Raw genomic sequence first — 23,592 nt, 5'->3', positions numbered from 1 at the left:
GCCGGTGTGGTTCAAGCGGGGGCGGCGAGCAGCGCCTTGGTGCGGCCGGGGTGGTTGGTGGCCACCCAGCTGACCCCGAGTTCGGCGCAGAGCGTGACGTCCTCCGGGTCGTCGACGGTCCAGCAGTAGGTGGCGCGGCCCGCCGCGGCGGCCTTGTCCACCAGGTCCGGATGCTCGCGCAGGGTCTTGACCGACGGCCCGACGGCGGTGGCGCCGACCGTGGTGGCCGCGCTGCCGCCGAGGTAGCGCGAGGACTCGCCGAGCAGCACCGTCGGCAGCAGCGGCGCGGCGCGGCGGATCCGCCAGACCGCGCTCGCCGCGAACGACATCACCACCGCGCGCGAGTGGTCCGCGGAGGCCGGGGTCGCGATCCCGAAGCGCTGCAACTCGGCGAGCAGCTTGTTCTCGACCAGCGCGCCGTAGCGCACCGGGTGCTTGGTCTCGATGAAGAGCTTGGTCGGTCGGCTGCGCCAGTCCAGCACCAGCTGGATCAGCTCGGCGAGGGTGAGCAGCCCGGCCGGGGCGCCGGGGGCGCCGAAGTCGAGGTCGGCCAGCTCGGCCAGGGTGAGCTCGCTGACGAGGCCGCTGCCGTCGGAGGTGCGGTCGACGGTGCGGTCGTGCACGCAGACCAGGTGCCCGTCGCGGGTCAGCCGGACGTCGCACTCGACGCCGTCGGCACCCTCCTCCAGCGCGAGCTCGTAGGCGGCGAGGGTGTGTTCCGGCCGCGCCGCCGAGGCGCCGCGGTGCGCGACCACGAACGGCGCGCGACTGCCCTGGGTCACTTGGCCCCGACCTCCTCCTGTTCGCGGTCGCCCGCTTCGTCGCCGGTATTGTCACCCGCCGCCGAGTTCTCGCGCGCGTCGGCGGTCGATTGCGGCTGCTCGGTGCGGTGCAGCGGCGCGATGACCGGGACCGCGGGGTCGACCGCGACGGTCAGGCGGTGCGCGCTCCGGGCCCGGCCGCGCAGGTCGCGGCCGGAGAGCGCGTTGAGCACACCGAATGTCAGCAGCGCGACAGCGACGGCGACCAGGTCGGTGAGCGCGGTGAAGAGCACGCCGTCCGCCTTGCTCTGCAGCGAGTCGGCACCACGCCAGCCCAGCGCGGCCACCGCGGCGATGCCGCCGAGCACCCAGAGCACCCACCAGATCCGGATGAGCCGCAGCGCGCGCGGGTCGTCCCGGCCGGTGAGCGCCTCGGTGAGGAAGACGCCGGGCCAGACCAGGTTGAGCACCGGGATCAGGCTGCCGAGCAGCAGCGTTCGCGGCGAGCGCGGATCCCGCCCGCCGACCCGGACGTAGGCCGCCGCACGCAGCTCGATCAGTCTGGCCACCGCGGCGATGGCGGCGAGCAGCGCGAGCACGCAGGCGAGCACCGCGAAGGTGAGCACCGCCGCGTCGGAGACGCGGAGCAGCAGCGGCGCGACCAGCCGGGTGCGGTTGTAGAGCAGGATCGCGTAGCGCCCCAGCTCGGCCAGCGCGGCCAGCGCGAAGGCGAGCGCGGTCCAGAGCAGCAGCCGCCCGGCCGCGGCGGCCGCGCGGGCCTGCCTGCTCGCGGGGCCGGCCGCAGGCGCGGCCGGGGTGTCGAGCAGCCCCCAGCGCGGGATCTCGGCGTAGCTCGGGGTGCCCGGCGCCGCGGCGGCCCGCGGCCGCCCGGCGCCGCGGACGCCGCGATGCTCAGGTTTGCGCGCGACCCAGCGGTAGTTGCGCCGCTCCGGCGGCGCGTCCACCGGCCCGGGCGAGAGCAGGACGCCGCGGCAGCGCGGGCACCAGTGCATGGGCGCGCCGTGCACCGCCCAGCGCGCGCCGCACCTGGCGCAAGGCTGCACCACCGTACTCACCGCTTCCCGCCCTTCAGTAGATCCGCGCCTCGTGGTCGCCGTCGGCGGTCAGCGGGCGCCCCGCCTGCTGCCAGGACACCATGCCACCGCCGACGTTCACCGCCTCGTACCCGATGTTGGCCAGGTACCTGACCACCTCCAGCGACCGGCCGCCCTGGCGGCAGATCACGTAGATGTCGGCATCCGGGTCGAGCTCGCCGACCCGGGCGGGCACGTCGGCCATCGGGATGTGCACCGCGCCGGGCGCGTGGCCGAGGCGCCACTCGTCGTCCTCGCGCACGTCGAGCAGGATCGCCGGCGGGGTGACCGCCGCCGGCTCGACCGCGTCGAACGCGCCGGGGACCTCCCTGACCGGAACCGTCGGAACATCGGGGCTCGTCACGGTTCCGATCCTGCCATGCGTGCCGGGCGCCCGTGCGAATTGTCCACCGGGTATCCACAGCTGACCGCTCCCGCCGGATCCGCACACCGCCCGGTCGCCTATTCGACAGCGCGAACGAGCATGGGGTAGGTTTCGAAGCTCCGGCGCCGGACGCCGCTCTCGATCTCCCCGTGTTGTGCATGGCCACGACCGAGTTATCCACAGATTCCACAACCTGATCCACAGGGGTCAGCTATCGCGCCGTACGCGATTCACAGGCGGCGACTATCGCATCAGGCTCTTCAGCTACCTCTCGGTGAACTTCGTCGCAGAAGCTGTCCACCGAGTTATCCACAGGCTGCGCGCTTCGCCGGCGGTGGGAGCGACCGATCCGGGACTCCCCTCCAAACATCCCGGAGCGGCCACTCGCCGCCGGCTCGAAACCCAGGGAGGTCCCGATATCTAGTTGGACGGCGCCGAGATCGTTTCGGTTCCCTCGGCCGGCGACCTCGCTGCCGGGCCACGGGACTCTTCCTGCGGAAATACCGACGCGGGGCGGCGCCATCGGTAGCCTGGCGCTATGACCAGCGGCGCACGGAAGACGGCACTCGACCCCACCTCGACGCCGGAAACCGAGCCGGCCGCCGCACCCGCCGAGGTCATCGCGCGGCGTGATGCCGGGCACGATTCCCGCGCCCTCGATCCGCTGCTCGATACCGCGGGGCTGAACATCGCCCTGGCCGAGGCGGTCTGCCTGGGCTCGGCGTTCGACCCGGACGGCCGCACGCTCTGCCTGGAGCTGGAGGTGCTGCGGCTACCGGAGACCCGCTCCGGGGTCCCAGCGGACGGCAGGGACGGCAGGGTCCGGCTGACGCTGCGCGGGGTCGGCCGGGTGGCCGCCTCGCTGCGCGCCCAGCGCTGGAACCACGTCGACGCCGACATCCTCCCGCTCACCCCGGACACCCTCGACCAGGCGATCAAGAGCTTCGGCGGCGGCAGGCTGCACGGCTGGGAGTTCGTCGACGTGGACGACAGCGGCTGGTCGCTCTGGCGCGAACTGCTCAGCTTCGACGCGGTGCTCGACCCCGAGCGGCCCGGCGCGCACGTCTTCGAGTTCTCCCAGGAGGAGGGGGTCGACCCGCGCGAGCTGGACGTCCGGGTGTGGTTCGACGAGCTCGCCGTGCAGGACGCCACCGGCGCCGAGCTCTCGGCGGCGCACTTCGTCGCCGACGGCAGGCGCTGGTGGGCGGCGCACGACGCGGGCGACCCGCGCGCCGTCCGGCCCGGTATCGCGCCGCCGTTGTGATCAGGGTGCGCGGAATACCGTGCCGAGACGCCGGTTGATACCGAGCAAGTGTACGAATGATGGTCGGGGGTGGTTCCGAGCCGGAACGCGCCCCGGCCCGACACAGGAAGGGACAACGTGGCTGAGTACACGCTGCCGGATCTGGATTACGACTACAGCGCCCTGGAGCCCCACATCTCCGGGCAGATCAACGAGATTCACCATTCCAAGCACCACGCCGCCTACGTGGCGGGCGTGAACACCGCGCTGGAGAAGCTCGAGGGTGCCCGCGAGGCGGGTGACCACGGCGCGATCTTCCTGCACGAGAAGAACCTCGCCTTCCACCTCGGCGGCCACGTCAACCACTCCATCTGGTGGAAGAACCTCTCCCCGAACGGCGGCGACAAGCCGGTCGGCGAGCTGGCCGCCGCGATCGACGACCACTTCGGCTCGTTCGACAAGTTCCGCGCGCAGTTCACCGCCGCGGCCAACGGCCTGCAGGGCTCCGGCTGGGCCGTGCTCGGCTACGACACCCTCGGCCAGAAGCTGCTCACCTTCCAGCTGTACGACCAGCAGGCCAACGTGCCGCTCGGCATCATCCCGCTGCTCCAGGTGGACATGTGGGAGCACGCCTTCTACCTGCAGTACAAGAACGTGAAGGCGGATTACGTGACCGCGTTCTGGAACGTGGTCAACTGGGCCGACGTCCAGGACCGCTTCGCCAAGGCGACCGGCCAGGCCAACGGCCTGATCTTCGGCTGAGCCGACCCGCTCCGACGGCCCGCGGACGAATGTCCGCGGGCCGGCGTGTGTTTCGGGCGGGTAAAGCGTTCGTCGCTGGCAGTCGTTGGTACTTGTGTGCCAGATGATCTCTGCGTCATCCTCGGAACTCCCACGGCACGGGAGGCAGCAATGCGCGCGAACGAACCCATCGGCATCACACCGTTCCACTCCAGCGGGGTACTGCGCGGCTTCGTGATCTCCGGCCGCTGGCCGGACAGCACCAAGGAGTGGGCCCAGTTCCTGATCCTGGCCGTCCGGGTGGCCTCCATGCCCGGGCTGCTCGCCACCACCACCGTCTTCGGGGTGCGCGAGGACCTGCCCGACGACCCGGCGCCCGGCACCATCGGCATGGTGCTGGCCGAGGGGCCGGTGCTCGGCGCGGAGGCGCTGCCGCCCGGCCGGTTCGCCGATCCGGTGCCGCCCGCGCTGATCATGCTGCACCCGCCGTCGGAGACGAAGCCCACACTTCCGGAGTGCGCCGGCGCCGCTTCGGGCTGCGTGCTGCTGCCCGGAGTGCCGCACCTGGGCCTCCAGCACCGCGCGGCGTGGGCCGAGGCGGAGTCGGACGGAACGGTGACGTCGCTGGTCAGCCGGGTCGGGGTGGACCCGATCAGCGATCCCGACACCGCGGTTCTGGCCATGCTGCTCGCAGCTTGAGGGTTCCCTAACTTTCGGAACGGGGATTCCCAAACTTATTGTGGCGGTTGCCTTTTGACGAGAACACTATTGCCCTACCCGCGTTTCCGCAGGTAGATTCGATTTGTGTTCACCACCGCAATGCTGGCCGTCGGCATCGTCTTCCTCGCCGAGCTCGGCGACAAGTCGCAGCTGATGGCGCTGACATTCGCGCTCAAGTACCGCTGGTGGGTGGTGCTGAGCGGCATCGCCGTCGCCGCCGCGGGCGTGCACCTGATCTCGGTCGGCGTCGGCCACTTCCTCGGCTCGGCGCTGCCGACCACCGCCATCGCGCTGCTCGCCGCGGTGATCTTCCTCGCGGTCGGCGTCTGGACGCTGCGGGAGCACGCGGGCGGCGCCGAGGACGAGCCCGAGGAAGAACCGAAGCTCAGGACGCGGGCGGCGCCGTTCTTCGTCGTCAGCTCGGCCTTCCTGCTCGCGGAGCTGGGCGATCGCACGATGTTCGCCACCGCGGCGCTCGCCACCGACTACGACTGGCTCGGGGTCTGGATCGGCTCGACCATCGGCATGGTCGCCGCCGACGCGCTCGCCATCGCGCTCGGCATCCTGCTCGGCAAGCACCTGCCCGAGCACGCCATCGGCATCGGCTCCGGGCTGCTCTTCCTCTACTTCGGCTCGCTGACCGGGCTCGGCACCGTACTCACCGCACCGATCGCCGCGCTGCTCGCCCTCGTCGCCCCCGCGCTGGCCGGTGCCGCGCTGCTCGCGCTGCGCCGCGGGCGCGCGGAGCGGCCCGCCGAGCCGCCGGTGCGCGCCGAGCGCTGACTCCTCAGCGCCGGGCCGGCTCGGCGAAGGCGTTGCCGTAGAGCGCGCCGCCGCGGTGCACCAGATCCAGGAGCGGCGCGCGCAGCGCGCGCACCCCGGCCATGTCGCCCGCCGCGATCCGCCCGGTCACCATGCCGCCGATTCCGGCCGCCAGCGCGGCGCAGGCGAACATCTGCGCGTCGGTCTGCACGTCGAGCACCTCGGCGATCAGCTCGACGAAGAGCCGCTGCAGCTCGGCCCTGCGGGCCACCGCGGGCGAGCCCACCGCGAACACCTCGACCAGGAAGACCCGCGCGCTGGCCGGATCGTCGACCAGATACTCGAGGTAGGCATCGAAGATCCGGTCCATCCGGTTGCTGCGGATGGCCCACTCGTCCATCGCCGCCGGGTCGTCCACGGTCGCCGCGGCCCGCTCGATCTTGTCGAGGAGCAGGGTCACCGCGCGCTCGTAGGTGGCCTCGAAGCAGTGCTCCTTGGAGCGGAACTGCTCGTAGAAGGTCTCCCTCGACACCCCGGCGCGCTTGAGGATGGCGGCCACCGACGTCCCGATGTAGCCGTACTCCACCATCGCCTCGGCCATCGCGCTCAGGATGCGTTCGCGCTGGGACGCCACCACCTGCTCGCGCGGCAGGCCGTGCCTGCCGCGCGGCAGGTGACGGCGGCTTGGCACCGGTTCGGTCATCTGGGTCGGCTCCGTTGCTCGGGGGTAGCGCCGCCGCCGAATCCTGGACGGGCCACCGGGCCTGTCCATTGTGCACAACCCGGTGTCAGGCCGATCGCTCGATCCTCCGTGTCCGCGGCGGCTGGTCGGTGGTGAAGCCGGCGCGCTCGGTGCGCGCGATCTCCACCGCCTGCTCGACGCCGTGCCGCAGGGCCACGTCGATCACGCGCTGGGCGATCCCGCGGAAGGGAAGCACCCCGGCCACCCACCAGGGCGAGACCACCTGCCTCCGGCGCCGCAGAATGGCGCGTTCGAGCGTATCGATCGCCGGGCCGAGCGGGGCGACGCCGGACACCGTAGCCCGGCCGAGGATGGCGCGGGCGGCCGCGGTGCCGAAGCCGCGCGAGGTCATATCGGTGTCCAGTTCGGCGAAGTAGGCGATCCCGACCTTGGCGCCGGTGTGCCTGATCTCGTTGCGCAGGGTGTTGCCGAGCACCTCGACCCCGGCCTTGGAGACGCTGTACGCCCCGGCCAGCGGCAGGTTCACCGCGCCGGCGAGCGAGGAGACCAGCAGCACGTAGCCGCCGGGGTGCGCGACGTGCGGGCCGGTGGCGCGCAGCGTGTAGTAGACGCCGAGCACGTTCACCGCGAGCGTCTCCTCCAGCACCCCCGCGTCCCCGCTCAACAGCGGGAACTGCTTGGCGATGCCCGCGTTCGAGACCACGACGTCGAGCCCGCCGAGCTCCCCCACCAGGGTCCGGACCACCCGCTCCACCTGGGCCTGGTCACCGACGTCGCAGTAGCGCCACGGGGCGTCGCCGCAGTCGGCGGCGACATCGGCGAGCAGGTCCGGCTCCAGCCCGAGCAGCGCCACCGCGGCGCCGCGGGCGTGCAACTGCCTGGCGAGGGCGGCGCCGATACCGCGGGCCGCACCGGTGATCAGAATCTTGCGACCGGCGAGCGAAGCACCGGCGGACAGCTTCATGTTTCGACGGTACCACCTCACGAACAACAGTGTTCGCTGATCGCGGGGGCAGGGACGCGGGCGAACCGGAAAAACTGACCGGTTAGGGTGCGAATGACCCAGAGTGCCAATGGGCTGTCACGAACGAGAGGACCATCGTGGAGATTTCGGGTTCCGCCGCCATCGTCACCGGAGGGGCATCCGGCCTGGGTGCCGCCACCGCCAAGCGCTTCGCCGACCTGGGTGCGACCGTGTTCGGGCTCGACATCCCGCAGTCGATCGAGCGCGCAGGCGACAACGTACCCGACGGCGTCACGCTGCTGGCCGCCGATGTCACCAGCGGTGACGATGTCGCCGCCGCGGTCGCGAAGGTCGTCGAGTCCGGCGTCCCGCTGCGCATCGTGGTGAACTGCGCCGGGGTCGGCTGGGCCGGGCGCATCCTGTCCAAGAACGGCCCGCACGATCTGGAGCTGTTCCGCACCGTCATCACGGTGAACCTGCTCGGCTCGTTCAACGTCATGCGGCTGGCCGCCGACGCCATCTCGAAGACCGACCCGGTGGACGAGTTCGGCCAGCGCGGTGTGGTGATCAACACAGCCTCGGTCGCGGCCTTCGAGGGCCAGATCGGCCAGATCGCCTACTCCGCCTCCAAGGGCGGCGTGCACGGCATGACCGTCCCGGCCGCGCGCGACCTCGCGCAGTTCGGCATCCGGGTGAACACCATCGCCCCCGGCATCATCGACACCCCGATGCTGGCCGGTGTCACCGAGGAGTACCGCAAGGGCCTGGAGGCCGGGGTGCCGTTCCCGTCCCGGCTCGGCCGCCCGGAGGAGTACGCGCAGCTCTCGCAGTACATCGTCGAGCACGACTACCTCAACGGCGAGACCATCCGGATGGACGGCGCGCTGCGCATGGCCCCGCGCTAGTCTCCGCGCACGGCGAACCCCCCACGGCTCCGGTCGCGGGGGGTTCACCCGTCTCAGGCCGGCTGCGGCTTGTGCCCGATGCCGAGCAGCGCGATGGCGGGCAGCGGCTGGTTCGGGCGGTACCGCCGGTCCAGGTAGTCCCTGACCCGCCCGGAGCGCTCGCTCCACCGCTCCACGCCCCACAGCACCCGCATCACCTGCAGCGCGGCGCTGCTGGCCACCATGGTCTCCCAGAGCTCGACGCCGTCGGCGAACCGGGTGACGATGGAGTGCCGCTGGATCACCACCCCGTGGAACCCGGCCCGGCGCAGCTCGCTCTGGAACACCTCCGGGTTCTCCAGGCTGAGGAAGTCCTGCTGCGGCTCGCCGAGCTCGGGCACCGCCTCCCGGAACGCCTCGTAGAGCAGGGTCAGCAGCGGGGATTCGCAGATCGGCGCCCAGTTCGAGATCACGACGGTGCCGCCGGGGCGGAGCACCCGGTACAGCTCGCCGAGCGCGCGGTAGCGGTCAGGGAAGAACATCAGCCCGAACATGGAGAAGGCGGCGTCGAAGCTGCGGTTCGCGTACGGCAGCGCCCTGGCGTCGGCCACGTCGGTCACGATGTTGTCCAGCTCGGCGGCGGCCGCCGCGGCCTCCAGCAAACGCAGCATCCCCGGCGAGATGTCCACCGCGCAGACCCGACCGGCCCGCGCGGCGGCGGGCAGGGTGAGCGCGCCGGTGCCCGCGGCCACGTCGACCACCGCCGACTCCCCGGTCAGCGCGGCGAACTCCAGCGCGAGCGTGGCGAAGGGCCGCATGACCGCGGCGGCGAATTCCCCGTACCCGACCGCGACCGCGTCCCAGACCTCCGCGGCCTCCAGCGGGCTCCCCGACATGTTCCGACGATCCTCTCGACCGCACCAGACTACGTCCGCATCCGGCTGGCAAACCGCGGTACGCGGAATCGTGCGGAAAACGGACGTGCCGCCGGGGACCGGATCCGACCGGTCCCCGGCGGGCAGGTCACACCGTGCGGGTGAGCCGATCGGTGAGCAGGTGCGCGAACCGCGCCGGATCCTTCAGCTCGCCGCCCTCGGCCAGCACCGCGGTGCCGTAGAGCAACTCCGCGGTCTCGGCCAGCTCGGGCACCTTGCCCGCGTCGGCGTCGTCGCGGCGGGCGTCGTAGGCGTCGCGCAACCCGGTGACCAGCGGGTGCGCCGGGTTCAGCTCCAGGATCCGCTTGGATTCCGGCAGCTCCTGCCCGGAGGCGCGGTACATCCGCTCCAGCATGGGGGTGAAGTCGAAGACATCACCGACCAGGCAGGCGGGCGACGAGGTCAGCCTCGACGACAGCCTGACCTCCTTGACCTGCTCGGAGAGGGTGCTGCCGAGCCAGCCGAGCAGCTCGGCGAACTCCTTGTCCTGCTGTTCGCGCAGCGCCTCGGAGGCCTTCTTCTCCTCCTCGGTCTCCAGGTCGACCTCGCCCTTGGCGATCGAGGTGAACGGCTTGCCGTCGAACTCCGGCACCGAGCCGACCCACATCTCGTCGACCGGGTCGGTGAGGATCAGCACCTCGCGCTCCTTGGCGCGGAACGCCTCCAGGTGCGGGGAGCTCTCCACCTGGTGCCGGTTCTCGCCGGTCATGTAGTAGATCGCGTCCTGGCCCTCCGGCATCCGCTGCACGTACTGCGCCAGCGTGGTCAGCTCGGAGTCGGAGTGCGTCGAGGCGAACGACGACACCTGGAGCAGCGTCTCCCGGTTGTCGACGTCGTTCAGCAGCCCCTCCTTGAGGACGCGGCCGAACTCGCGCCAGAAGGTCTGGTACTTGCCCTGATCCTCGGCACCCTGCAGGTCCTTCACGGTGGAGAGCACCTTGCGCACCAGCCGCTTGCGGATCATCTGGATCTGCCGGTCCTGCTGCAGGATCTCGCGCGAGACGTTCAGCGACAGGTCCTGCGCGTCCACCACGCCCTTGACGAAGCGCAGGTACTCCGGCATCAGCTCTTCGCAGTTGTCCATGATGAACACCCGCTTGACGTAGAGCTGCACCCCGCGCTTGTGCTCCCTGGTGAACAGGTCGAACGGCGCGGTCGACGGGATGAACAGCAGCGCCTGGTACTCGAAGGTGCCCTCGGCCTTGAGCGGGATGATCTCCAGCGGGTCGTCCCAGGCGTGGCTGACGTGCTTGTAGAACTCGGTGTACTCCTCGTCGGAGACCTCCGAGCGGGGCCGGGTCCAGAGCGCCTTGCGGGAGTTGAGGGTCTGCTCCTCGACGACGGTGTTCTCGGTCTTCTCCTCGCCCTCGCCCTCGGTGACGGTGCGCTCGACCTTCATCCGGATCGGCCAGGCGATGAAGTCGGAGTACTTCTTGACGATCTCCCTGAGCTTCCACTCCAGGGTGTAGTCGAAGAGGTGGTCGTCCTCGTCGGCGGGCTTCAGGTGCAGCCCGACCGAGGTGCCCTGCGGGGCGTCCGGGACGCTTTCGATGGTGTACGTGGAGCTGCCCGCGGCGGCCTCCCACCGCGTCCCCTCGGTCTCTCCGGCCTTCCGCGTGGTCAGCACGACCTTGTCCGCGACCATGAAGGTCGAGTAGAAGCCGATGCCGAACTGGCCGATCAGCTCGCCCGCGTCCGTGCTCTGCGCCTCCGCGAGCTGTTTGCGCAGCTCCGCGGTGCCGGACTTGGCGAGCGTTCCGATCAGGTCGACGACCTCCGCGCGGGACATCCCGATGCCGTTGTCCCGCACGGTGAGCGTGCGCGCCTCGGTGTCGGTCGCCAGCTCGATGTGCAGATCCGAGGTGTCGACCTCGAGATCCTTGTCGCGGTAGGACTCCAGCCGTAGCTTGTCCAGCGCGTCGGAGGAGTTCGAGATCAGCTCGCGAAGGAAGGTGTCCTTGTTGGAGTAGACCGAGTGGATCATCAGGTCGAGCAGCTGATGGGTTTCCGCCCGGAACTCGAGTTGTTCGACGTGCTCTGTCACGTCGCGATAGTACGACGGGCGAAATCGTCGAGTGCCGGAACCTCCAGGTCTGCCCGCTCGGTCATCCATTCGCGCAGCACCCGGGTGGCGCGGACGTCGTCCTCGTTGTACTCGAGCAGCCGGGTGCGCTGGCTCAGATCCGGCTCGGCCTCGTACCCGACGGCCCGGCGGTACCAGCTCATCGATGCCTCGCCACCGGCCTCCGGGTCGCGCCAGGCGAACCCGGCCACCGGCGCGATCTTCTTGAGCCCCTTGCCGTTCGGGCAGATGAACTGCTCGGAGACGGCCTGGAACATGTCCACCCACTCCGGCCCGTCCACGAAGGCGCGCACCTGCTCCACGCTCGGCACCCCCGGCTTGCCCGCGAAGCGGCGCGCCGACTCGTAGAGCCACTTGTCCTCGGCGGTGCGGGAGTAGCAGTAGGCGGCGAAGGTGCGGCCCGCGGTGTGCGCCTGCGCGCGGGTGCGCATGAGCCAGCTCCAGAACTCGCCGAAGGAGCGCGCCTCGTCCACCGTCGGCAGCGGATCCCAGGTGACGAAGGGGCGGTAGACGCCGTCCAGCAGGGTGCCCCACAGGTAGGCGCCGAACTCCTGGAAGCTCTCCAGGTCGACGTCGACCTCGACGTCGGCGCGCTGCACCCGCACCGGCTGCACCCGGCGCACCAGCGGCGCGCCCGCGATCCAGGCGCGCGCGGTGACGACGGCCTCGACGAACGGCCCGTGCTGCCAGTCCGCCGGCTCGGGGCCGGACCACGCGGCCAGGTCGTCGATGGTCTGCACGCCGTGCCCGCGCAGCACCTCGGCGCGCGAGCCGGGCGCGACCAGGCTGACATCCCTGCGCTCGATCAGCACGCCCTCGCAGCCGGGCCCGGCCTCGGGGCCGCGGCTCCACCACGGGCACTGCCTGCACTCCGGGATCTTCGACGGCAACGTCGGCAGCTCGCCGCGGACCACCGCGATCCGGTCCGCGTAGCGGCGGTCGTACTCGGCGAGCAGCGGGCCGAGCTCGTGCACCAGGATGCGGCTCCCCTCGTAGCCGATCACGCCGCCGACCAGGGCGGGCGAGGCGAGGCCGTGGCGCTGCAGCATCCGGTACAGGTGCGCGAGGCGCTGCTGGTCGCGCGGCTGCTGGCGCAGCTTGCGGTACGGGTCGGGCGCGGGGTTCCAGACGTAGGGGTCGGTGGTGGTCGGGTGGAAGTCGGCCGGCTCCGGCCTGCGCGGGTCGGTGACCTTGTGGTTGACCACCAGCACCGGGATGTAGCCGCCGCGCTCGGTGTCGCGGAGCAGGATCTCGACGCCGCCGCGGCGGCCGGTGTCCGGCTCCTGGGGCAGCAGCGCGCCCCAGATCCGCGGCGCGGCGTCCGCGCAGGCGCGCAGCGTGGCGGCGGCCCGATCGGCGGCGCGGCCCGCCGGGTCGATCACCACCCACTGCTCCGGCGCCGCGCCGACCAGCGCCGCGCGCACCTGCTGCCGGTGCAGCGCGGCCGCCTCGCGACGCTCGATGACCCCCGCGTCCTCCCTGACCCCCGCGATCTGCTGCCCGTATGCCGCGTCCAGGTGCAGCCGGTGCCTGCACCCGATCAGGGAGCGGGCATCGATGAACGCGGGCACGCGCTCGCCCGGTCCGTCGGCCCCGGGGGCACCGCCCCCGCCATCACCCGTGATCACGTGAAGCAGTATGAGCCCTACCCCCGACAGTTCCGCGAATCCGACGGTGGCGGCCCGCTGCCGAGCAAGTAGGGTTGGGCGCGAATTGCGTGCTCGTGACCATGGCATGACGGAGGGCCTTCGATGGGGTTGTTCACCAAGCGCAAGCGGCGCCCGAGCCGACGGGCCGAGGCCAAGGCTCTCAAGCACAAGGCGGGGCTGGAAGCCAAGCTGGTGGCCAAGAACGACCGGAAGTCACGGCGCGCCGAGGCGCGCACCCAGCGCAAGGTGGCCAAGGCGCAGATCGCCGCCTACCAGGCCGAGGAGAAGGCCGCCGACAAGCTGGCCGCCAAGGCCGAGCGGGATCCGTTCAGCCCCGGCCAGGTGAAGAAGTACCTCGGCGTCGCGCGGATCCTGATCCCGGTGCTCGCCCCGCTGGCCTACCGGGCCGCCACCTACGTGCGCGGGCAGCTCGACGTGCGGCGCGCGCAGCAGCTCGGGATCGGCATCGACCAGCTCGGCGACTACGCGGGCCACGGCGGCAGGCTGCAGGCGCGGATCGCCAATACCGAAGCGGCGCTGGAGAAGGTGAGCGGCGAGGGCAAGGCGGACGACACCCGCTCCTTCGTCGGGACGACGAAGGAGCGGCTGGAGAGCCTGAGCTCCGCCGTGCGCACCGCCGACCAGATGCCCGCCGCGCGCAGGCGTGCGGTGCACACCGCCGTCTCCAGCGAGCTGGCCGGGCTCGAAGCCGACGTGCTCGCACGCCTCGGCGTGCGCTGACCGTCCCGTGCGCACCGCCCCCGATCCCGCCGGGCTCCGCGGCCCGGTCGTCGGGGGGTTGGTGGCGGCGCTCGCCGTCGCCGCGCACGGCGCGGCCGGTGGGGTTTTTCCCTCGGGTGCCGATTTCGCGCTGCTGCAAGCTGTCTCGGTCCTGACCGGGGCGGTCGCGGTGCTGGTCCGGCGATCGGGGCGGCTCGCCGACGCGGCGGGGTTGCTCGCGGTGCTCGGCTGCGGTCAGTACGCGACGCACCTGCTGCTCACCGCGCACGAACACGGCACCTCGACCGTGCGCACAGCTCTGATGGCCGGTGCGCACGTGGTGGCGACGCTGCTGATCGCATCGGCGATTCCGGCGGCGGAGCGGTTCGCGGCGCTCGCCGCGGGCACGCTGCGGGCGCTGCTCGGCCCACCCCGCGCGCAGCCGCTGCCAACCCGCCCCGCCTGGTTCCCCGGCACTCCCCTGCTCCGCGCGGCCGGACCGCTCGGTGCGATCGGTCCGCGGGCCCCGCCGGTCGGGCGCTGAACCCCGACCGACACCCGCACCGACCGAAAGCGAATCCCCCATGCACTCGACGCTCACCCGTGCCTCCGTCACGACCGCGGCCGCCGCCTGCCTGATCCTCACCGCCGGTGGCAGCGCCGCCGCGCACGTCACCGTCGACGCCCCGGGCGCGGCCCAGGGTGGCTACTCCGTCGCCACCTTCCGGGTGCCGACCGAATCCGACACCGCGAGCACCACCGCGCTCACCGTCACCATCCCCGGCGTGCGCAGCGTGCGCACCGAGCCGCTGCCCGGCTGGACGGCCAAGGTGGACAAGAACCCGGCGGGCGAGGTCACCGCCGTCACCTGGACCGCCGACCCCGGCAACGCGGGCGTCGGCCCCGGCCAGTTCCAGCGCTTCGTCGTCTCCATCGGCCCGCTGCCGAAGGAGCACGAGGTGAGCTTCCCGGCCACGCAGAGCTACAGCGACGGCAGCGTGGTGCGCTGGGACCAGCCCGCCGCCGCGGACGGCTCCGAGCCGGAGCGCCCCGCCCCCAGCGTGCACCTCGCCGAGGCCGCCGCCGACGGCCACTCGCACGGCGGCAGCGACACCGAGGCCGCCGCCCCCGACAGCACCGACCAGACCGCGCGCTGGCTCGCGGGCATCGGCCTCGCGTTCGGGCTCTTCGCGGTGGCGCTCGGGCTCGGCTCCGTGTTCCGCGGGCGCCGGCCGTGAGACCGCTGCGCGCGCTCGCCCTCGCCGCGCTGGCCGGGCTGCTCGTGACCGTCGGCGCCGGTACCGCGGCCGCGCACTCGATCGTGGTCGGCAGCGTGCCGACGGACGGCTCGGCGGTCGAGGTCGGCCCGGAGCGGGTCAGCGTCACCTTCAACGAACCGCTGCAGCCGAGCTTCCCCGCGCTCACCGTCGTCGGCCCGGACAACCACTTCTGGCAGCGGGGCGACCCGGTGGTCGACGGCGCGACGGTGAGCGTCCCGGTCGGTGAGCTCGGCCCCGCCGGCACCTACACGATCGCCTTCCGGGTCACCTCCGCCGACGGGCACGCGGTGAACGGCAAGCGCGCCTTCACCCTGACCAGGGCGGGCAGCGGTACGCCCGGCGCGGAGGTGTCGGCGGCCGACGAGGGGTCGGGCGGCATCCCGGTCTGGATCTTCGTCGCGGGCGGCGTGCTCGTCTTCGCCGGTGGCCTCGCGGTCGCGCTGGCCGGCGGCAGGGGCCGCGGAAAACGCGCGTGACCCCGCCCTCCACCGCACGGCGCCGCGCCATCTGGCTGCTCCCGGTGGCCGGGCTGCTCGGGGTCGGGGTGGCGTGGCTGCTCGGCCGCGGCGCCCCGGCCGAGGCGCCGGTCCGGATGCTCGCCGACGGCCTCGGTGCCACCGTTCTCGGGCTGGCGGCGCTGCCCCGGCTCGGCGAGCGGCTACGGCCGCCGTGGCGGCTGCTCGCGGCCGTGGCGGGCGGCTGGTGCGCGGCCGAGTTCGCGGTGCTCGTCCTCGAGGCGGCCGAGGTGGTCGACGTGCCGGTCGGCGAGCTCGGGGCCGGTGCGTTCGGTGCCTTCGTCCGGGAGACCAGCGGCGGCCAGGTCGGGGTGGCGGTCCTGGCCGCCACCGCGCTGATCGCCTGCTACGGCGCGTACTCCTTCCGCACCGGGGACGGCTCGCCCGATCTCGTGCTGGTCTTCGCCGCGGTGGCGCTGGCGTTGCGGCCGATCACCGGGCACATGTCGCAGCAGGCGTTCGGCTCGGTGCTCGCCGCCGCGCACGCGCTGGCCGCCGGGCTCTGGTTCGGGCTGCTCGTCGCGCTCGCGCTGGTGCTGCGCGGCCGCGGCGAGTGGGCCGCCGCGCTGCCCCGCTACTCCGCGCTGGCCGGGGTACTGATCGCGGTGGTCGCGCTGACCGGGGTGCTGAACGGGCTGGTCCGGCTCGGCGGGGTGAGCGGGCTGGTCGGCTCCGGGTACGGCCGGATCATGCTCGCCAAGACGGCGGTGCTGCTGGTGCTGGCCGGGCTCGGCTGGTGGTGGCGGCGCAGCTGGGTGCCGCGCGCCGCCGACCACCGGGTGCGCGCCGAGGATTCGCTGCGCCGGGCGATCACCGAGACGCTGGTCATGGCGCTCGCCTTCGGCCTCGCCGCGACGCTCGCAGGCACGGCGTAGCCGGAATCGGGCGATTACAGTGGCGGCGTGACCGTGGTGACGATCGTCGAGGACTGCGTGGCATCGGCCGAATCCGCCTTCGCCTACGTGAACGACTACCGCAATCTGCCTGTTTTCCTGCACGGCCTGGAGTCCTTCACGCCGGTCGGCGCGAAGGACTCCGGGCTCGGCGCGGTCTTCGACGGCAGGATCAAGCTCGGCCCGGTCGCGCTGACCTCCCGGGTGGAGGTCACCCGCTGGACCGAGAACGCCCTCATCGAGGTGACCTCGATCAAGGGCTTCGAGATCGCCGGCACCTTCGTCTTCCATCCGAAGGCCGCCGCGCTCTGCACCATCGACGCCATCGTCGAGTACCGGGTGCCCGGCGGGCTCGCCGGGAAGGCGCTCGGCCGCACCATCGAGCCCTTCGTCAAGCTCGCGGTGAAGCACACCACCGACAACCTGGTCGCGCAGATCGCCGCCTTCCACCTGACCCGCGAGCCGTGACGCCCTCGCTCACCCAGCGCCTCGGCTACCTGTTCGGCCGCACCCTGCCCGCCTCGATGTCGGACTGGGTGCTGCGCGACCTCACCGGCCCCGGCGCCACCCGCAGGTACCTGCTGCGCATCCTGATTCCGGTGCTTCCGCCGCTGCTGCTCTTCCTGCTGCTGCCCGGCCCGCTCTGGATGGGCGCCGCCATGATGGCGCTGCTCTACATCCCGCTCGTCTACTTCACCGTCGCGCTGATGTACGTCTACCGGCGGCACCGGCTGGTCCAGCACGGCCTCGACCCCGCGCTCGCCGACGCCGAAACCCGCGCCCGGGGTGCCGCCGAGCGCGCCGAGTACGAGCGCAGACACGGCCGGGGAGGCGCCGGTCACACCGGGTGACCGGGCACAATCGGGGGCGTGACCGATACTTCGAACGTCGATTCCGTGGCGACCGCCGACCTGGCCGACGAGATCGGCCCCGAGATCCGCAGCTGCGACACCCAGTTCACGCAGTTCGGTGGCAGGGCCGCGTTCTCCGGGCGGATCACCACCATCCGCTGCTTCCAGGACAACCTGCTGGTGAAGCAGACCCTGAGTGAGCCGGGCGCGGGCAAGGTGCTCGTCGTCGACGGCGGCGGCAGCGTGCACACCGCCCTGGTCGGCGACATCATCGCCGGGCGCGGCGTCGACAACGGCTGGGCCGGGGTGATCGTGAACGGCGCCGTGCGCGACTCCGCGATCCTGCGCACCCTCGACATCGGCGTCAAGGCGCTCGGCACCAACCCGCGCAAGAGCACCCAGACCGGCTCCGGCGAGAAGGACGTGCCGGTGGAGTTCGGCGGCGTCACCTTCGTGCCCGGCGAGGTGCTCTACAGCGACCACGACGGCGTCGTGGTGCGCGCCGAGGACGACACCGCCTAGCGGCGGCGCGGCGCGATCACCCGGACCTGCCTGCCCGCGAGGGCGACCGTGTCACCGACCTCGAGCTGCCTGCCGCGACGCGTCTCGACCTCGTCGTTCACCCGGACGAGCCCCGCCGCGATCACCGTCTTGGCCTCGGCGCCGGACTCGATGAGATCGGCGAGCTTGAGGAATTGGCCGAGTTTGATGGCCTCGTCCTGAATCGGGACGTCGACTGTATCCGCCATGCCACTATGCATACTCCCCCGTCCGAACGGGTCGGGCACCGGGCCGGGCGGCTGAGCACGGCGTTCCGATTCAGTTACCATCCGGCGAACGGTCGGACACGCGGCGGGCGAAAGGCTCGGCATTCCGCCCGATCGGCACGCACACTGGTCCGGTGACTTCCACGCAGGCCGCTCCGCACGCCGACACCGAGCTACCACCGGATCGGCCGACACCGCCGGTTCCGCACCGCGGCCACGGCAGGCTGCGCGAGGTTCCGCACATCGCCGCGACCGTGCTCGGCGTCTTCGCCGTGCTGATCTTCCTGTGGAGCCTCTCGCCGACCCTGCGCTGGATCACCGCGACCCCGCGCCGCTACATCGACGACTACTACTTCGACGCGCCCGACACCAACCTCATGTGGGCGCTGCTCGTCGGGCTGCTCGCCGGTGCGCTGGCCAGCCGCAAGCGCATCGCCTGGTGGTTGCTGGTCGGTTACCTGGCGCTGTACACGATCATCAATGTCGTCACCTTCACCACCCAGGGCGATGTCAACGCGCTGGTGGCCATGGTGCTGCACCTGGCGGTGATCGGCGTGCTGCTGGCCTCGTGGGGTGAGTTCTACACCCGGGTCCGGCGGGGCGCGGGGTTGAAGGCGCTCGGCGTGCTGCTCGGCGGGCTGACGCTCGGGTTCCTGGTCGGCTGGGGGCTGCTAGAGCTCTTCCCAGGTTCGCTGCCCGGTGGCTGGCAGCGCCCCGGCTGGTCGCTGTACCGGGTCACCGCGGCGGTGCTCGCCGACAACGAACACTTCGACGGGCACCCGCACCCCTTCGTGAACTTCCTGCTCGGGCTCTTCGGCGCGCTCGCGCTGCTCGCCGCGGTGCTGGTGCTGCTGCGCTCGCAGCGCGCCGCCAACGCCATGACCGGCGTGGACGAGTCGGCGATCCGCGGCCTGCTCGCGCACTCCGACATCGAGGATTCGCTCGGCTACTTCGCCACCAGGCGGGACAAGGCCGTCGTCTTCGCGCCGAACGGCAAGGCGGCCATCACCTACCGCGTCGAGCTCGGCACCTGCCTGGCCAGCGGCGACCCGATCGGCAGGCGCGAATCCTGGCCGCAGGCGATCGACGAGTGGCTGCGGCTGGCCGATCGCTTCGGCTGGGCGCCCGCGGTGATGGGCGCCAGCGAACCGGGGGCCACCGCGTACCGGCGGGCCGGGCTCGCCGCGTTGCGCCTCGGCGACGAGGCGATCCTGGATACCCGCTCCTTCTCGCTGGCCGGGCCGGAGCTCAAGCAGGTGCGCCAGGCCGCCAACCGGCTGCGCAAGCAGGGCGTCACGGTGCGCATCCGGCGGCACGGCGACATCCCCGCGCGGGATTTCGGGAGCATCACCGCGCGCGCCGACGCCTGGCGGGACACCGCCGAGGAGCGCGGCTTCTCGATGGCGCTCGGCCGGCTCGGCGACCCGCAGGACGCCGACTGCCTGCTGGTCGAGGCGGTCAACCCGCAGGAGCGGGTGCTCGGCATGCTCTCCCTCGTCCCCTGGGGCCGCACCGGCGCCTCGCTGGAGCTCATGCGCCGCGACCCGGGCGCGCCGAACGGCGTGATGGAGCTGATGATCTCGCAGCTCGCGCTGAACTCCGAGCAGTACGGCGTCACCCGGGTCTCGCTGAACTTCGCGGTGTTCCGCTCGGTCTTCGAGGAGGGCGGCCGGATCGGCGCGGGGCCGGTGCTGCGGCTGTGGCGCGGCGTGCTGCTCTTCTTCTCCCGCTGGTGGCAGCTGGAGGCGCTGTACCGCTCGAACGTGAAGTACCAGCCGACCTGGGTGCCGCGCTTCTTCCTCTTCGAGGAGCGCAGGCAGCTGCCGCGGGTGGCGCTGGCCAGCGCGCTCGCCGAGGGCTTCCTGCCCCGCTTCGGCCCGGAGGGCGACACCGCCGTGCACACCGGGCTGCACAGCGCCGTGCCCGCGAGCGTCGCCGGGCTGCACGCCGACGGCAGCCCGCCGGACTGGCCGGAGGACGAGGACGAGGAGGTCCGCTCCCGGCGCCCGGAGCAGGTCCGGGTGCGGCTGGACAAGCTCCGCAAACTCTCCGACCATGGCATCGAGGCGTACCCGGTCGCCTACCCGCCGACGCACAGCATCGCGGGCGCGCGGCGCACCCCGCGCGGGACCACGGTCCGGGTCTGCGGGCGGCTCCTGCGGATTCGCGACTACGGCGGGGTGATCTTCGCGCTGCTGCGCGACTGGTCCGGTGACATCCAGCTGCTCATCGACCGCGACCGGGTCGGCGCCGAGCACAGCGCCGAGTTCACCGAGTACTTCGACCTCGGCGACCTGATCGAGGTGAGCGGCCAGATCGGGGTCAGCAGGCGCGAGGAGCTCTCGCTGCTCGCCGCCGACTGGCGGATGCTCGGCAAGTGCCTGCACCCGCTGCCGGACAAGTGGAAGGGGCTCGCCGACCCCGAGGCCAAGGTCCGCCAGCGCTACGTGGACATGGCGATCAACGCCGACACCCGCGAGGTGATGGCCAAGCGCAGCGCGGTGCTGCACTCGCTGCGCGACTCGCTGCACGGCGCCGGCTTCCTCGAGGTGGAGACGCCGATCCTGCAGCAGGTGCACGGCGGCGCCAACGCCACCCCGTTCCGCACCCACATCAACGCCTACGACCTCGACCTCTACCTGCGCATCGCGCCCGAGCTGTACCTCAAGCGGCTCTGCGTCGGCGGCATGGAGAAGGTCTTCGAGCTGGGCCGGACCTTCCGCAACGAGGGCGTCGACTTCAGCCACAACCCCGAGTTCACCATCCTGGAGGCGTACGAGGCGCACAGCGACTACCAGCGCATGATGCACCTCTGCCGGCGCCTGATCCAGGAGGCCGCGGTCGCCGCCAACGGCGCCGAGGTGGCGCTGCGCCCCACCGACGGCGGCGGGTACGAGGAGGTCGACATCTCCGGCGAGTGGACCGTGCAGACGGTGCACGGCGCGGTCTCCGAGGCGCTCGGCACCGACATCACGCCCGGGACCGGGGTGACCAGGCTGCGCGAGCTCTGCGACGGCGCCGACATCCCGTTCCAGCACAACTGGGACGCCGGGCAGATCGTGCTGGAGATGTACGAGCACCTGGTGGAGTCGCGCACCGAGCGCCCCACCTTCTACTGCGACTTCCCCACCTCGGTCTCCCCGCTCACCCGCTCGCACCGCAGCATCGCCGGCGTCGCCGAGCGTTGGGACCTGGTGGCGTGGGGCGTCGAGCTCGGCACCGCCTACAGCGAGCTCACCGACCCGATCGACCAGCGGCAGCGGCTCACCGAGCAGTCGCTGCTCGCCGCCAACGGCGACCCGGAGGCGATGGAGCTGGACGAGGACTTCCTGCAGGCGCTGGAGCACGCCATGCCGCCCACCGGCGGGCTCGGCATGGGCGTCGACCGGATCGTCATGCTGATCACCGGCCGCAGTATCCGGGAGACGCTGCCGTTCCCGCTGGTCAAGCCGCGCTGACCGCGTCCTGCCCCCCGAACTGGGGGCGGTGAAGGCCGAATCACCCTGTTAGGGTTCGGCATTCGGCGCCAGGGAGGACGCCGCTCACATCTCGGAGGGAAATTCGTCGTGCCTGTCGGCCTGCTCGTAACATCGGGGCTGCTCGATCCGCTCCTGTCCGCTCAACCAGACCCGGCCCTGCTCGCCGACGCACTCGAGGCGCGCAAGCGCGGGGGCAGCCGCGGGAGCGGGGGTGGTGGGATCGGCGCGTTCGCCGTCGGGATCGTCTGCCTCGGGCTCGTCGCGGCGATCGTCATCGGGTTGGTGCTCCGCAGTCGGAAGTCGGGGTCGGGGACCCCGAACCCGCAGGCGTCGGGGTACGGCCCCGGTCCGCAGCCCGGTCAAGGCGGTCAGCCGGGGTACGGCCCCGGTCCGCAATCCGGTCACGGCAGTCAGCCGGGGTACGGCTCCGGTCCGCAACCTGGTCATGGCGGTCAGCCGGGCTACGGCCCCGGCCCGCAATCCGGTCAAGGCAGTCAGCCGGGCTACGGCCCCGGCCCGCAACCCGGTCACGGCAGTCAACCGGGCTACGGCCCGCAAACCGGCTACGGCAGTGCCCAGCCCGGCTACGGTCCGCCCCCGGGCTACGGCCCCCCTGCCGGGCAAGGGCCACAGCCGGGGTACGGCGAGGGGCCACAGCCGGGGTACGGCGCCCCGGTGCAACCGGGCGCTCACGACCGCGGTCGCCCGGGCGGCCAGTGGCCCCCGCACTGAGCGAGAAAATTTCGCGCCCGCGATGTAAACGCCCGGCGGCGAACCCGCGATCTTGAAGGCAGGCCACCGGGCCGGAACCGCTCCCGCGGGCAAACCCGGCGGCTAGCCTAGACATTCGGCTCCGGGAGGAGGCCGAACCCGCCGACGAGGGGAACACCATGTATCTCGACCTGCTCACCCAGGCCCCGCTGCTCGACCCGCACGTCTGGGCCAGCCCGGACGTCCTGACCTCGGTCATCGACTACGAGGCCGCCAAGAAGAAGAAGTCACGCGGTGGCGGCGGCCTGATCTTCGGCGGCATCTGCTGCCTGCTGGTCGTCGTGGCGATCGTGGTCGGCATCTACCTGCTCACCAAGCGCAAGAAGCAGCAGTAGCGCCGGATACGGTGGACGGGTGCAGCTCATCTTCGTCCGCCATGCCCAGCCGGTCCGCATCGTGGGCTCACAGGCCCCCGCCGACCCGGAGCTGGCCCCGCTCGGGATCAGCCAGGCGGCGCGGGTCCCCGATGCGCTGCTGCACCACCGCCGGATCACCCGCATCGTGAGCAGCCCGCAGCGGCGCGCCCTGGAGACGGCGGCGCCCGCGGCGGCCGCGCTCGGCCTCGGGGTCGAGGTCTTCGACGACCTCGCCGAGTACGACCGCGACCTGCCCGCCTACATCCCGATCGAGGACGCGAAGACCGAGTTCCGCGCCGCCTACGACCGGATCAAGGCGGGCCACCTGCCGGAGCAGATCGACGGCCCCGCCTTCGCGGCCAGGGTCGCGGCGGTCGTCACCGATCTGGTGAAGGCCGCCGACCCCGCCGACACCGTGCTCGCCTTCGCGCACGGCGGCGTGGTGAACGTGACGCTGCAGGACGTGCTCGGGCTGCCCCGCCCGCTCACCTTCCCGATCGACTACTGCTCGATCACCCGAATCCTGTACTCGCGCAACGGCGATCGCACGGTCGCGACGGTGAACGAGAACGCACACGTCTGGGATCTGCTCCCGCGCAACCTCGAGTCCTGACCCCGCACAGCGGACTGCCAGACTGGTCGCACCGCGGTCCCAGGGAGAAGCCTTTCGATGGGTGCAGTGCGCCGCTCCACGGCGCGCTGTTCCCAGGAAAGGAAACCGTGTTGCTCTCCTCGAAGATCGCTCGACGCGTCGCCGGTGTCTCGCTGGCAGGCGCGCTCTTCGCCGCCCCGGCAGCCCTGCTCGCCGGCACCGCCTCCGCCGCCGAACCGGCGGCCACCGTCCAGGTCGACCCCGCCGGCACCGAGGTCGCCCGCCCCGACCATCGCGACGGCGACCGCCCGTGGGACGGGCAGCGGAACGACCGCCGCGACGACCACCGGGCGCCGGAGACGTTCCGGCAGTTCCAGCAGCAGTTCCTGCCGCCGACCGGCTCGGCGCTCTGAGCTGAGTACGACGAAGGCCACCGCCCGGATC

The 23,592-nt window shown here is 72.1% G+C and carries 26 protein-coding genes; 17 read left to right on the top strand and 9 right to left on the bottom strand.

What is annotated here, in order from left to right:
* Nucleotides 1-11: 11 nt before the first annotated feature.
* Genes LTT61_RS18945 through LTT61_RS18935 form a run of 3 tightly spaced genes read right to left on the bottom strand, consistent with a single transcriptional unit; the run spans nt 12 to nt 2,219 of the window.
* Complete coding sequence (locus LTT61_RS18945; RefSeq protein ID WP_233015428.1) at nt 12-782, bottom strand: glycerophosphodiester phosphodiesterase; 771 nt, start codon at nt 780-782, stop codon at nt 12-14.
* Entirely contained in the window at nt 779-1,828 is a 1,050-nt protein-coding gene (locus LTT61_RS18940; protein WP_233015427.1) for a DUF4328 domain-containing protein, read from the bottom strand. Before LTT61_RS18940 ends, LTT61_RS18945 begins: the two co-directional genes overlap by 4 nt.
* Nucleotides 1,829-1,850: 22 nt before the next feature.
* Nucleotides 1,851-2,219, bottom strand: a complete 369-nt coding sequence (locus tag LTT61_RS18935; protein WP_233015426.1) for a rhodanese-like domain-containing protein — start codon at nt 2,217-2,219, stop codon at nt 1,851-1,853.
* 559 nt (nt 2,220-2,778) lie between these two features.
* On the opposite strand from LTT61_RS18935, the gene LTT61_RS18930 reads away from it, so the two are divergent.
* From LTT61_RS18930 to LTT61_RS18915, 4 genes are all read left to right on the top strand, one after another.
* Nucleotides 2,779-3,504, top strand: a complete 726-nt coding sequence (locus LTT61_RS18930; protein WP_233015425.1) for a hypothetical protein — start codon at nt 2,779-2,781, stop codon at nt 3,502-3,504.
* Between the two features lie 117 nt (nt 3,505-3,621).
* A complete protein-coding gene (locus tag LTT61_RS18925; RefSeq protein ID WP_233015424.1) occupies nt 3,622-4,245 on the top strand; it encodes a superoxide dismutase in 624 nt (207 codons plus the stop codon).
* A gap of 150 nt (nt 4,246-4,395) precedes the next feature.
* The gene (locus LTT61_RS18920; RefSeq protein ID WP_233015423.1) at nt 4,396-4,923 is read left to right on the top strand and encodes a peptidase; all 528 of its coding nucleotides are present in this window, start codon (nt 4,396-4,398) and stop codon (nt 4,921-4,923) included.
* Nucleotides 4,924-5,028: 105 nt separating this feature from the next.
* Nucleotides 5,029-5,727 carry a TMEM165/GDT1 family protein gene (locus LTT61_RS18915; RefSeq protein WP_233015422.1) on the top strand — a complete coding sequence of 233 codons (699 nt, stop codon included), beginning with the start codon at nt 5,029-5,031 and terminating at the stop codon, nt 5,725-5,727.
* A gap of 4 nt (nt 5,728-5,731) precedes the next feature.
* Here LTT61_RS18915 and LTT61_RS18910 read toward each other — a convergent pair whose 3' ends face one another.
* Nucleotides 5,732-6,409 (bottom strand): TetR/AcrR family transcriptional regulator, encoded by a 678-nt coding sequence (locus LTT61_RS18910; RefSeq protein ID WP_233015421.1) that lies wholly within the window; start codon nt 6,407-6,409, stop codon nt 5,732-5,734.
* Between the two features lie 85 nt (nt 6,410-6,494).
* Nucleotides 6,495-7,373, bottom strand: a complete 879-nt coding sequence (locus LTT61_RS18905; RefSeq protein ID WP_233015420.1) for an SDR family NAD(P)-dependent oxidoreductase — start codon at nt 7,371-7,373, stop codon at nt 6,495-6,497.
* A 137-nt stretch (nt 7,374-7,510) separates the two neighbouring features.
* On the opposite strand from LTT61_RS18905, the gene LTT61_RS18900 reads away from it, so the two are divergent.
* Entirely contained in the window at nt 7,511-8,278 is a 768-nt protein-coding gene (locus tag LTT61_RS18900) for an SDR family NAD(P)-dependent oxidoreductase (protein WP_233015419.1), read from the top strand.
* Between the two features lie 53 nt (nt 8,279-8,331).
* Here LTT61_RS18900 and LTT61_RS18895 read toward each other — a convergent pair whose 3' ends face one another.
* The 3 genes from LTT61_RS18895 to LTT61_RS18885 all read right to left on the bottom strand — a co-directional run bounded on the left by LTT61_RS18895 (nt 8,332) and on the right by LTT61_RS18885 (nt 12,846).
* Complete coding sequence (locus LTT61_RS18895; protein WP_233015418.1) at nt 8,332-9,153, bottom strand: class I SAM-dependent methyltransferase; 822 nt, start codon at nt 9,151-9,153, stop codon at nt 8,332-8,334.
* Nucleotides 9,154-9,280: 127 nt separating this feature from the next.
* The gene (gene htpG, locus LTT61_RS18890; protein ID WP_233015417.1) at nt 9,281-11,236 is read right to left on the bottom strand and encodes a molecular chaperone HtpG; all 1,956 of its coding nucleotides are present in this window, start codon (nt 11,234-11,236) and stop codon (nt 9,281-9,283) included.
* A complete protein-coding gene (locus tag LTT61_RS18885; RefSeq protein WP_233021080.1) occupies nt 11,233-12,846 on the bottom strand; it encodes a TM0106 family RecB-like putative nuclease in 1,614 nt (537 codons plus the stop codon). The genes htpG and LTT61_RS18885 overlap by 4 nt, the downstream gene beginning before the upstream one ends.
* A gap of 180 nt (nt 12,847-13,026) precedes the next feature.
* Between LTT61_RS18885 and LTT61_RS18880 the strand changes: the two genes are divergently transcribed.
* From LTT61_RS18880 to rraA, 8 genes are read left to right on the top strand one after another with little or no spacing between them, the layout of a single operon-like run.
* Complete coding sequence (locus LTT61_RS18880) at nt 13,027-13,665, top strand: DUF6474 family protein (protein ID WP_233015416.1); 639 nt, start codon at nt 13,027-13,029, stop codon at nt 13,663-13,665.
* 7 nt (nt 13,666-13,672) lie between these two features.
* Nucleotides 13,673-14,188, top strand: coding sequence for a hypothetical protein (locus LTT61_RS18875; RefSeq protein ID WP_233015415.1), 516 nt, complete (start codon nt 13,673-13,675; stop codon nt 14,186-14,188).
* 40 nt (nt 14,189-14,228) lie between these two features.
* Entirely contained in the window at nt 14,229-14,882 is a 654-nt protein-coding gene (locus LTT61_RS18870) for a YcnI family protein (RefSeq protein ID WP_233015414.1), read from the top strand.
* Between the two features lie 5 nt (nt 14,883-14,887).
* On the top strand, nt 14,888-15,400 hold the full coding sequence (locus tag LTT61_RS18865; protein WP_233021079.1) for a copper resistance CopC family protein: 513 nt from the start codon (nt 14,888-14,890) through the stop codon (nt 15,398-15,400).
* Nucleotides 15,397-16,314, top strand: coding sequence for a CopD family protein (locus tag LTT61_RS18860; protein WP_233015413.1), 918 nt, complete (start codon nt 15,397-15,399; stop codon nt 16,312-16,314). The genes LTT61_RS18865 and LTT61_RS18860 overlap by 4 nt, the downstream gene beginning before the upstream one ends.
* A gap of 27 nt (nt 16,315-16,341) precedes the next feature.
* Entirely contained in the window at nt 16,342-16,800 is a 459-nt protein-coding gene (locus LTT61_RS18855) for an SRPBCC family protein (protein ID WP_233015412.1), read from the top strand.
* Entirely contained in the window at nt 16,797-17,183 is a 387-nt protein-coding gene (locus LTT61_RS18850; protein WP_269821760.1) for a DUF5313 family protein, read from the top strand. The genes LTT61_RS18855 and LTT61_RS18850 overlap by 4 nt, the downstream gene beginning before the upstream one ends.
* An 18-nt stretch (nt 17,184-17,201) precedes the next feature.
* Complete coding sequence (rraA, locus tag LTT61_RS18845; RefSeq protein WP_233015411.1) at nt 17,202-17,705, top strand: ribonuclease E activity regulator RraA; 504 nt, start codon at nt 17,202-17,204, stop codon at nt 17,703-17,705.
* Here rraA and LTT61_RS18840 read toward each other — a convergent pair.
* Nucleotides 17,702-17,932 carry an RNA-binding S4 domain-containing protein gene (locus tag LTT61_RS18840; protein WP_233015410.1) on the bottom strand — a complete coding sequence of 77 codons (231 nt, stop codon included), beginning with the start codon at nt 17,930-17,932 and terminating at the stop codon, nt 17,702-17,704. The genes rraA and LTT61_RS18840 overlap by 4 nt on opposite strands.
* 152 nt (nt 17,933-18,084) lie before the next feature.
* Between LTT61_RS18840 and lysX the strand changes: the two genes are divergently transcribed.
* The 4 genes from lysX (at nt 18,085) to LTT61_RS18820 (ending at nt 23,561) form a co-directional block, all read left to right on the top strand.
* On the top strand, nt 18,085-21,408 hold the full coding sequence (gene lysX, locus LTT61_RS18835) for a bifunctional lysylphosphatidylglycerol synthetase/lysine--tRNA ligase LysX (protein WP_420094661.1): 3,324 nt from the start codon (nt 18,085-18,087) through the stop codon (nt 21,406-21,408).
* Nucleotides 21,409-22,319: 911 nt separating this feature from the next.
* Nucleotides 22,320-22,535, top strand: a complete 216-nt coding sequence (locus tag LTT61_RS18830) for a hypothetical protein (RefSeq protein ID WP_233015409.1) — start codon at nt 22,320-22,322, stop codon at nt 22,533-22,535.
* Nucleotides 22,536-22,554: 19 nt separating this feature from the next.
* A complete protein-coding gene (locus LTT61_RS18825; RefSeq protein ID WP_233015408.1) occupies nt 22,555-23,169 on the top strand; it encodes a histidine phosphatase family protein in 615 nt (204 codons plus the stop codon).
* A gap of 110 nt (nt 23,170-23,279) precedes the next feature.
* Nucleotides 23,280-23,561 (top strand): hypothetical protein, encoded by a 282-nt coding sequence (locus tag LTT61_RS18820; protein ID WP_233015407.1) that lies wholly within the window; start codon nt 23,280-23,282, stop codon nt 23,559-23,561.
* The last annotated feature ends 31 nt before the right edge of the window (nt 23,562-23,592 follow it).

This window comes from Nocardia asteroides (assembly GCF_021183625.1).
Classification (GTDB): domain Bacteria; phylum Actinomycetota; class Actinomycetes; order Mycobacteriales; family Mycobacteriaceae; genus Nocardia; species Nocardia asteroides_A.
This window is presented reverse-complemented; position numbering and strand designations above follow the sequence as displayed.

Coding starts and splice junctions, on each gene's coding strand:
- LTT61_RS18920 (WP_233015423.1), top strand. CDS start 4,396: ATGCGCGCGAACGAACCCATCGGCATCACACCGTTCCACTCCAGCGGG.
- LTT61_RS18905 (WP_233015420.1), bottom strand. CDS start 7,373: ATGAAGCTGTCCGCCGGTGCTTCGCTCGCCGGTCGCAAGATTCTGATC.
- LTT61_RS18895 (WP_233015418.1), bottom strand. CDS start 9,153: ATGTCGGGGAGCCCGCTGGAGGCCGCGGAGGTCTGGGACGCGGTCGCG.
- LTT61_RS18910 (WP_233015421.1), bottom strand. CDS start 6,409: ATGACCGAACCGGTGCCAAGCCGCCGTCACCTGCCGCGCGGCAGGCAC.
- LTT61_RS18870 (WP_233015414.1), top strand. CDS start 14,229: ATGCACTCGACGCTCACCCGTGCCTCCGTCACGACCGCGGCCGCCGCC.
- LTT61_RS18880 (WP_233015416.1), top strand. CDS start 13,027: ATGGGGTTGTTCACCAAGCGCAAGCGGCGCCCGAGCCGACGGGCCGAG.
- LTT61_RS18830 (WP_233015409.1), top strand. CDS start 22,320: ATGTATCTCGACCTGCTCACCCAGGCCCCGCTGCTCGACCCGCACGTC.
- LTT61_RS18930 (WP_233015425.1), top strand. CDS start 2,779: ATGACCAGCGGCGCACGGAAGACGGCACTCGACCCCACCTCGACGCCG.
- LTT61_RS18840 (WP_233015410.1), bottom strand. CDS start 17,932: ATGGCGGATACAGTCGACGTCCCGATTCAGGACGAGGCCATCAAACTC.